At 70.7% G+C, this 6,512-nt stretch carries 6 protein-coding genes and 1 pseudogene; 5 read left to right on the top strand and 2 right to left on the bottom strand.

Going from position 1 to position 6,512, the window contains the following annotated elements:
- Nucleotides 1-244: 244 nt before the first annotated feature.
- Together A3IC_RS0148170 and A3IC_RS70430 are read left to right on the top strand one after the other, a co-directional pair.
- On the top strand, nucleotides 245-1,531 hold the full coding sequence (locus A3IC_RS0148170; RefSeq protein ID WP_020557224.1) for a M18 family aminopeptidase: 1,287 nt from the start codon (nucleotides 245-247) through the stop codon (nucleotides 1,529-1,531).
- A 114-nt stretch (nucleotides 1,532-1,645) separates the two neighbouring features.
- Complete coding sequence (locus A3IC_RS70430) at nucleotides 1,646-1,936, top strand: hypothetical protein (RefSeq protein ID WP_020557223.1); 291 nt, start codon at nucleotides 1,646-1,648, stop codon at nucleotides 1,934-1,936.
- Nucleotides 1,937-2,116: 180 nt separating this feature from the next.
- Here A3IC_RS70430 and A3IC_RS0148160 read toward each other — a convergent pair.
- Nucleotides 2,117-3,565: pseudogene (locus A3IC_RS0148160) on the bottom strand (thioredoxin-like domain-containing protein); the annotation flags it as partial.
- 158 nt (nucleotides 3,566-3,723) lie between these two features.
- On the opposite strand from A3IC_RS0148160, the gene A3IC_RS0148155 reads away from it, so the two are divergent.
- The 3 genes from A3IC_RS0148155 (at nucleotide 3,724) to A3IC_RS0148145 (ending at nucleotide 5,610) form a co-directional block, all read left to right on the top strand.
- On the top strand, nucleotides 3,724-4,275 hold the full coding sequence (locus A3IC_RS0148155) for an LURP-one-related/scramblase family protein (RefSeq protein ID WP_245599927.1): 552 nt from the start codon (nucleotides 3,724-3,726) through the stop codon (nucleotides 4,273-4,275).
- Between the two features lie 85 nt (nucleotides 4,276-4,360).
- On the top strand, nucleotides 4,361-4,927 hold the full coding sequence (locus tag A3IC_RS0148150; RefSeq protein ID WP_052174130.1) for a SigE family RNA polymerase sigma factor: 567 nt from the start codon (nucleotides 4,361-4,363) through the stop codon (nucleotides 4,925-4,927).
- A gap of 11 nt (nucleotides 4,928-4,938) precedes the next feature.
- Nucleotides 4,939-5,610 (top strand): hypothetical protein, encoded by a 672-nt coding sequence (locus tag A3IC_RS0148145; RefSeq protein ID WP_158696397.1) that lies wholly within the window; start codon nucleotides 4,939-4,941, stop codon nucleotides 5,608-5,610.
- A 21-nt stretch (nucleotides 5,611-5,631) separates the two neighbouring features.
- Here A3IC_RS0148145 and A3IC_RS0148140 read toward each other — a convergent pair whose 3' ends face one another.
- Complete coding sequence (locus A3IC_RS0148140; RefSeq protein ID WP_020557218.1) at nucleotides 5,632-6,405, bottom strand: carbon-nitrogen family hydrolase; 774 nt, start codon at nucleotides 6,403-6,405, stop codon at nucleotides 5,632-5,634.
- Nucleotides 6,406-6,512: the final 107 nt, after the last annotated feature.

Genomic DNA, 6,512 nt, shown 5'->3' with positions numbered 1-6,512 from the left:
CTGGCGGCTCCGCCGCTCTCCGCGCTTCGCGCGTCGATCACTGGGGTGGGCGCGGGTCGGGGGCGCTGACGCGCCTGGGGGTGGGGTGGGGGTTGGGGTTGTGTGTGGGTGTGGGAGGGGTGTTCCTTGTGCCTTGTGGTTCGGGGTGCGGGGGCGGTCTCGGGGGTTTGGCGGGGCGTAGGCTCGTGGGCGGAGAGCCCGTGACGATCTTCGCGGCCGATCGGTCGTGGACCTTGGAGTATGTATGCCCTCGCCTCGCTTCGACCGGAGTCACACCGACGATCTGATCGAGTTCATCGGTGCCAGTCCCTCCCCCTACCACGCGGCGGCGAATGTGGCCGAGCGGCTGGAGGCGGCGGGCTTTCGGCGACTGGTGGAGACGGCCGCGTGGGACGGCGAGGCGGGCGGGCGGTACGTGCTGCGTGGGGGCGCGATCGTGGCCTGGTACGTGCCGGAGGGCGCCGAGAGCACGCGCGGCTTCCGGATCGTGGGAGCGCACACCGACTCGCCGACGCTGCGGGTCAAGCCGCTTCCGGACACCGGGGCCGCGGGATGGCGACAGGTCGCCGTCGAGGTCTACGGCGGCCCGCTGTTGAACTCCTGGCTCGACCGCGACCTCGGCCTGTCCGGCCGGATCGTACTGCGCGACGGCAGCGAGCACCTGGTGTTCGTGGACCGACCGGTGCTGCGCGTGCCGCAGTTGGCGATCCACCTCGACCGCTCGGTGAACGAGGCGGGGCTGCAGTTGGACAAGCAGCAGCACATGACCCCGATCTGGGGACTGGGCGCGGTGGACGAAGGCGCGCTGATCCGGTTCGTGGCCGAGGAGGCCGGCGTGGCCGCCGCCGACGTCACCGGGTGGGACCTGATGGTGCACGACGTGCAGAAGCCCAGCTACCTGGGCCGCGATCGCGAACTCGTCGCCTCACCGCGCCTGGACAACCTGTTGTCCGTGCACGCGGGCCTGGCCGCGCTGCTCGCGGCCGCGCACGACAAGGTGACGCACATCCCGGTGTTCGGCGCGTTCGATCACGAGGAGACCGGCAGCGAGTCCACCACGGGCGCGGCCGGTCCGCTCCTGGAGACGGTGCTGACCCGGATCGTCGGTGCCCGCGGCGGATCGCTGGAGGACCGCGCCCGCGCGTTCGCCGACTCCTTCCACCTCTCCAGCGACGTGGGCCACGCGGTGCACCCGAACTACGTCGGCCGGCACGAGCCGGGCCACCACCCGGTGCCCAACGGCGGCCCGATCCTCAAGGTCAACACCAACCAGCGCTACGCGACGGACGCACGCGGCCGGGCCGTGTGGACCGCGGCGTGCGAACGCGCGGGGGTGCCGGCGCAGATCTTCGTCGGGAACAACTCGATCCCGTGCGGTTCCACCATCGGCCCGATCACCGCGACCCGCCTGGGCATCGAGACGGTGGACGTCGGTACCGCCTGCCTGTCCATGCACTCCTCCCGCGAACTGTGCGGCGCCGACGACCCGTTCCTGCTCGCCTCGGCCGCCGCCGCGTTCCTGGAGGGCTGAAGACCGCCGAGAATCCGCGGGCATGGGTTCGAGGACTCCGGGTAGGCGCGAGCCGACAGTCAATCGGCGCAGCGAAATCCCGCCGCACGTCAGCGGATCGGAGTGAACGGACCCATGGGCATCGGAGCGGGCATCCTGTTGATCGCGGTGGGCGCGATCCTGACCTTCGCCACCGACTGGAGCGCGTCCGGCGTCAACATCGACGTGGTCGGCGTCGTGCTGATGATCGCCGGTGTCGTGGGCATCGCGCTGTTCCTGATGGTGTGGGGGCCGCGGCGCCGCGGCGCGTCGCTGAACCCGCCGCCGGCCGGCTACGTGCAGCCGCCGCCCGCGGGAGGCTACGTCGAGCAGCCCGTCGAACGGATCGTCGAAGAGCGGCCGACACGCCGCTACTACCGACGCTGAAGACCATCTCGGCACCACCCCCCTGACGACCGCGGCTCCGGAGTCCTCCCCCTCCCACTCCGGAGCCGCGGTCGTCCCCGTTGCGGGGTGGTCGCGGGCCACAACCCGGCGGCCGGGGTCCCGGTGCGCCATGCCGGCCGCGGACACGGCCTCGTCGCCTCCCGCACGGCCTCACGTATGGGGTAGGCGGAACTTGCGGACCCGATGGGCTGCGGATTCGACCACGGTCAGGTAGAGCTCCTCGTCCAAGTCGGCGACCACCGCCACGGCGGCCGGTTCGGCGAGGTCGCCGAGGAGGGTGGACACGAACCCGTCCGTGGGGTCGTAGCGGCGCAATGCGCCGTTGTAGGTGTCCGCGACCACCACCGAGCCGTCCGGCAACGTGTCCACGCCCAAGGGGTGTTGAAACAGCGCGTGTTCGGCCGGGCCGTCCCGCAGGCCGAAGTCGAACAGCCCTCGGCCGACCACCGTCTCGATCCGGCCGTCCACCAACCGCCGCAGCGCCGAACTCTCCGCGTCCACCACCCACAACGTGTGCCGATCGGGTGACACGGCCAGGCCGGACGGCTGGGCGAAGTTGGCGGTGTCGACCGGCCCGTCCTCCATCCCCTCGTCGGTGGTGCCGGCCAACGCCCCGACGCCCTCGCCGACCGGATCGAACTCCCACAGTTGATGCACACCCGCCATCGCCACGATGATCCGACCGCCGAACCACGCGACATCCCACGGGCTGGAGAGGTCGATCGTCCGGGCCGCGCCGTGCTCGTCCGCACCGCGCCGACGCTGCCGTCCGGTGCCCGCGACCGTGCGGATCGATCCGGTGGCCAGCGAGACCCCGCGCAGCGCGTGGTTGGCGGTGTCCGCGACCACGACGTCGTACCGCACGTGGGCGGCCACCTCGGGCGGCAGCAGGGCCATCCCGTGCGGCTCGGCCAACATCGCGTGCCGCGGCCCGCCGTCGAGCAGCCCGCGCCGCCCGGTACCGATCCGGCGCAGCACCGTACGGCCGTCGTCGGAGAGTTCGGCCAGCGAATGGTGCCCGGTGTCGGCGACCAGCAGCGCCCCGGAGGGCAACCGCAGCACTTGGCCCGGAAAGCGCAGGTCGGTGCGCGGTGCGTCGAGTCGCTCGAAGTCCTCGACGGCCCGATGCAACGTCCCCTTGCCCTCGTGCTCGACCACCAGCTCGGCGATCATCGCCTCGATCTCGCTCGCGTGGCCCTCACCGGACAGTTGCGCGACCACGTAGCCCTCGGGGTCGACGACCACCAGAGTCGGCCACGCGTGCACCGCGTACTGCTTCCACGTGCTCAGTTCGGGGTCGTCCAGGACCGGGTGCCGCAGCTCGTGTCGCTGCACCGCGCACACCACCGTGCCGTGATCCGTCTCGTGCTCGAACTTGGGCGAGTGCACGCCGATCACGGTCAGCACGTCCCGATGGCGCTCCTCGATCGGGCGCAACTCGGCGAACACGTGGTGGCAGTTCACGCACGCCGAGGTCCAGAAGTCCAGCAGCACGATCCGCCCGCGCAACTCGGCCAGCGTCGGTCCGGGCCCATCGGTGTTGATCCAGCCGCCGGAACCGGACAGCTCGGGGGCCCGGATCCGGGCTCGGCGTGCGGTGCTGCTCATGATCCGAAGTGAACCATCCGGGTCGGCCGGCGGCCCCCGGCCCGCGCGTGTACCGGTCGCACCCCACCCAACCGGGTGTATCCGCACGCCGCACACAGGCGCGTCCGCACGACTGAACGCCGGCATATCGGGCAGTCTGCCGACAAGGCGTAGTCACCGTGGAGGCAGCAGTGGTCGGGGACGAGTACGACGGAGCCCAGCTCTATCCGGGAGTCGCTCCCGGCCGCTATCTCGTGCGCGAGAAGATGTTCGCGATCGGCGACGACTTCTGGGTCACGACGGAATCCGGCGAGAAGGTCTATCTGGTCGACGGCAAGGCGCTGACGCTGCACGACCGGCTGGAGCTCAAGGACGCGTCCGGCACGGTGTTGGCCACCGTGAAGAAGAAGATCATGAGCATCCACCACTCGATGAAGATCGAGGACGCGACCGGCGAGACGGTCGCCACGGTGCGCAAGAAGATGTTCACGCCACTGCACGAGGCGTTCGAGGTCGATCTCGCGGTCGGTGTCGAACTCTCGGTGCGCGGCGACATGTTCAACCACGAGTACGGCATCACCGGGCCGAACGGGCCGATCGCGCAGATCACCCGCAAGTGGCTGCGGGTGCGCGACACCTACGGCGTCGACATCGCGCCCGGGTGGGATCATGCGCTGATCATCGCGATCGCGGTGTGCGTGGACCGGTTGAGCGCCGAGGACGACGACTGAACGACGGCCGATCCGCCGGCGGTCGCGACGGCGCGGCATAGAACGACTCCCTTTCACACGTCTGTTCGGGTGGAAGGGGGCACGGTTGAGATCCCATGGGGAAGACGAGTTCCGGGCCTTCGTCGAGGACCGCCGAACAGCCCTGGTGCGCACCGCGTACCTGCTGTGCGGCGATCGCGACGAGGCCGAGGACCTGGCCCAGGCCACGCTGACCAGGACGTACACGTCCTGGGCGCGCGTGGCCGCGGCGCAGAATCCGGACGCCTACGTGCGCCGCATTCTTGTGAACACGAACCTGTCCCGGGTCCGCCGACGGCGGGTGACGCACTTCCTCACCGACCGGCTGCCGGACCGCGCCGGGCCCGATTCGATCGGCGTGGTGGCCGAACGCAGCGTGCTGATGGCCGCGTTGGCCCGCTTGCCGGCGGGGCGGCGGGCGGCGGTGGTGCTGCGTTACTGGGAGGACCGTTCGGAGTCCGAGGTCGCGCAGATCCTCGGCTGCGCGGTGGGTACGGTGCGCAGTCAGACGTTCAAGGGACTCGCTCAACTCCGCAAGGATCCTCAACTGGCCGATCTGATCCCGGGTCGGACACAGACCCCCTCTACTTCGGACACGGAGGTGCGGCAATGGCCGACGACGGCACCGCACTGAGGGAGGCATTCATGGCAGAGATTCGGGCGACCGAGCTGACCCCGCCGACGGCGCAGGCGGCGATCGAGCGGGCGGGCCGGCGCCGCAGGTGGCGCGGGTTCACGGTGGGGGCGACGCTGGCGACCGCGCTGGTGGTCGGCGGCGGCGGTGCGGTGATCGCCGGGGGTGTGCTGGACGAGGACGGCAGGTCCACCGACATCGTCTCGGTCGACGGCGGCACCCGACCGCCGGACGCCGGCCCGGACATCGTGGGTGCGGGCGTGGTGGCCGGCAAGCCGTGGAAGTTCCGAGCCTGGACGGAGGGCCCGGAACGCACCTGCTTCGAGGACGTCGAGCGGCAGGCGTTCAGCGAGACGATGACGGCGTGCAACACCCTGCCGGGCCGGTCCGAGCAGGACAAGGCGGCCGACCGGAACCGATTCGGAGGTGGCGGCTCGAGTGGACCCGTGCCGGGGCAGAAGGACCTGTACGCGGCGGTGATCCAGGCCGAGGTGTCCCCCGATGTGGACCACTTGGAGGTCACCTGGCAGGGCCACCGGGAGCCGGTGGTGATCCGGCCCGTGCAGATCGACCCCACCACGCGCGTCTATGTGCTCGTGGTGACCGCGCACAAGGCCGATCCCGTGTACGACCTCAAGGCGTACGACGCGGCGGGCAAGGAGATCGAGAACACCCACCTGTAGGGGGACCGTGCCCGTGACCGGTCAGAACACCCGGTTCCGCAGGACCGGGAAGTCCTCGCGGGTCTTGGCCACCAGCGCCGGGTCGATCTCGGCGGTGAGCACGGTCTGTTCGGTGCCGGCCTCGGCGACGATCTCGCCCCACGGGTCGATCACCATGCTGTGCCCACCCATCGCCTCGCCACCCTGAGTGCCCGTCGTATTGCAGGCGAGCACGAACATCTGGTTCTCGATCGCGCGGGCGCGGGACAACACACGCCAGTGCTCGACCCGTCGCGCGGGCCACGCGGCGGGCAGCACCAGCACCTCCGCGCCCGCGTCCAGAATCCGCCGGAACAGCTCCGGGAAGCGCAGGTCGTAGCAGGTCGCCAGGCCCACCTCGGCCCACGGCATGCGCACCTGCGCGAGCTCGGTGCCGCGCGAGATCAACGCGGCCTCGCCGCCGGTGAAGCCGAAGCGGTGGATCTTGCGGTAGGTACCGCGCAGCGCGCCGTCCGGATCGAAGACCAGCGACGTGTTGTAGAGGTTCTGATCGGCGCCGCGCTCGATGATGCTGCCGGCGTGCAGCCAGACCCCGGCGTCGCGAGCCGCGCGGGCCATGGTCTGGGCGACCGGTCCGCGCACGCCTTCGGCATCCGACTCCCAGGAGTCGTAGACCCAGCCGGTGTGCAACCACAGCTCGGGCAGGACCACCAGGTGGTCGCCGCGCCGGCTGCGTACCAGGGCGGAGACCTCGGCCAGGCGTTCCCGGGCGGGTACCGTCGGGTCGACGTCGAGTTGTACGAGCGAAACGCGCACTTTCCCTCACCTACACCGCTTGCTTCCCGCGAACGGGCTGACCGCGGGATCTTTTGCAGCGTAACGTGCCTGCCAGGATCCGGGACCACGTCAAAGCAACGGTCGCA

Origin of the sequence: Embleya scabrispora DSM 41855 (genome assembly GCF_000372745.1) — a bacterium.
GTDB lineage: Bacteria > Actinomycetota > Actinomycetes > Streptomycetales > Streptomycetaceae > Embleya > Embleya scabrispora.
This window is presented reverse-complemented; position numbering and strand designations above follow the sequence as displayed.

What these genes read in the sequence shown, in the direction of transcription:
- A3IC_RS0148170 (WP_020557224.1), top strand. Translation starts at nt 245, where the DNA reads ATGCCCTCGCCTCGCTTCGACCGGAGTCACACCGACGATCTGATCGAG.
- A3IC_RS0148145 (WP_158696397.1), top strand. Translation starts at nt 4,939, where the DNA reads ATGGCAGAGATTCGGGCGACCGAGCTGACCCCGCCGACGGCGCAGGCG.
- A3IC_RS70430 (WP_020557223.1), top strand. Translation starts at nt 1,646, where the DNA reads ATGGGCATCGGAGCGGGCATCCTGTTGATCGCGGTGGGCGCGATCCTG.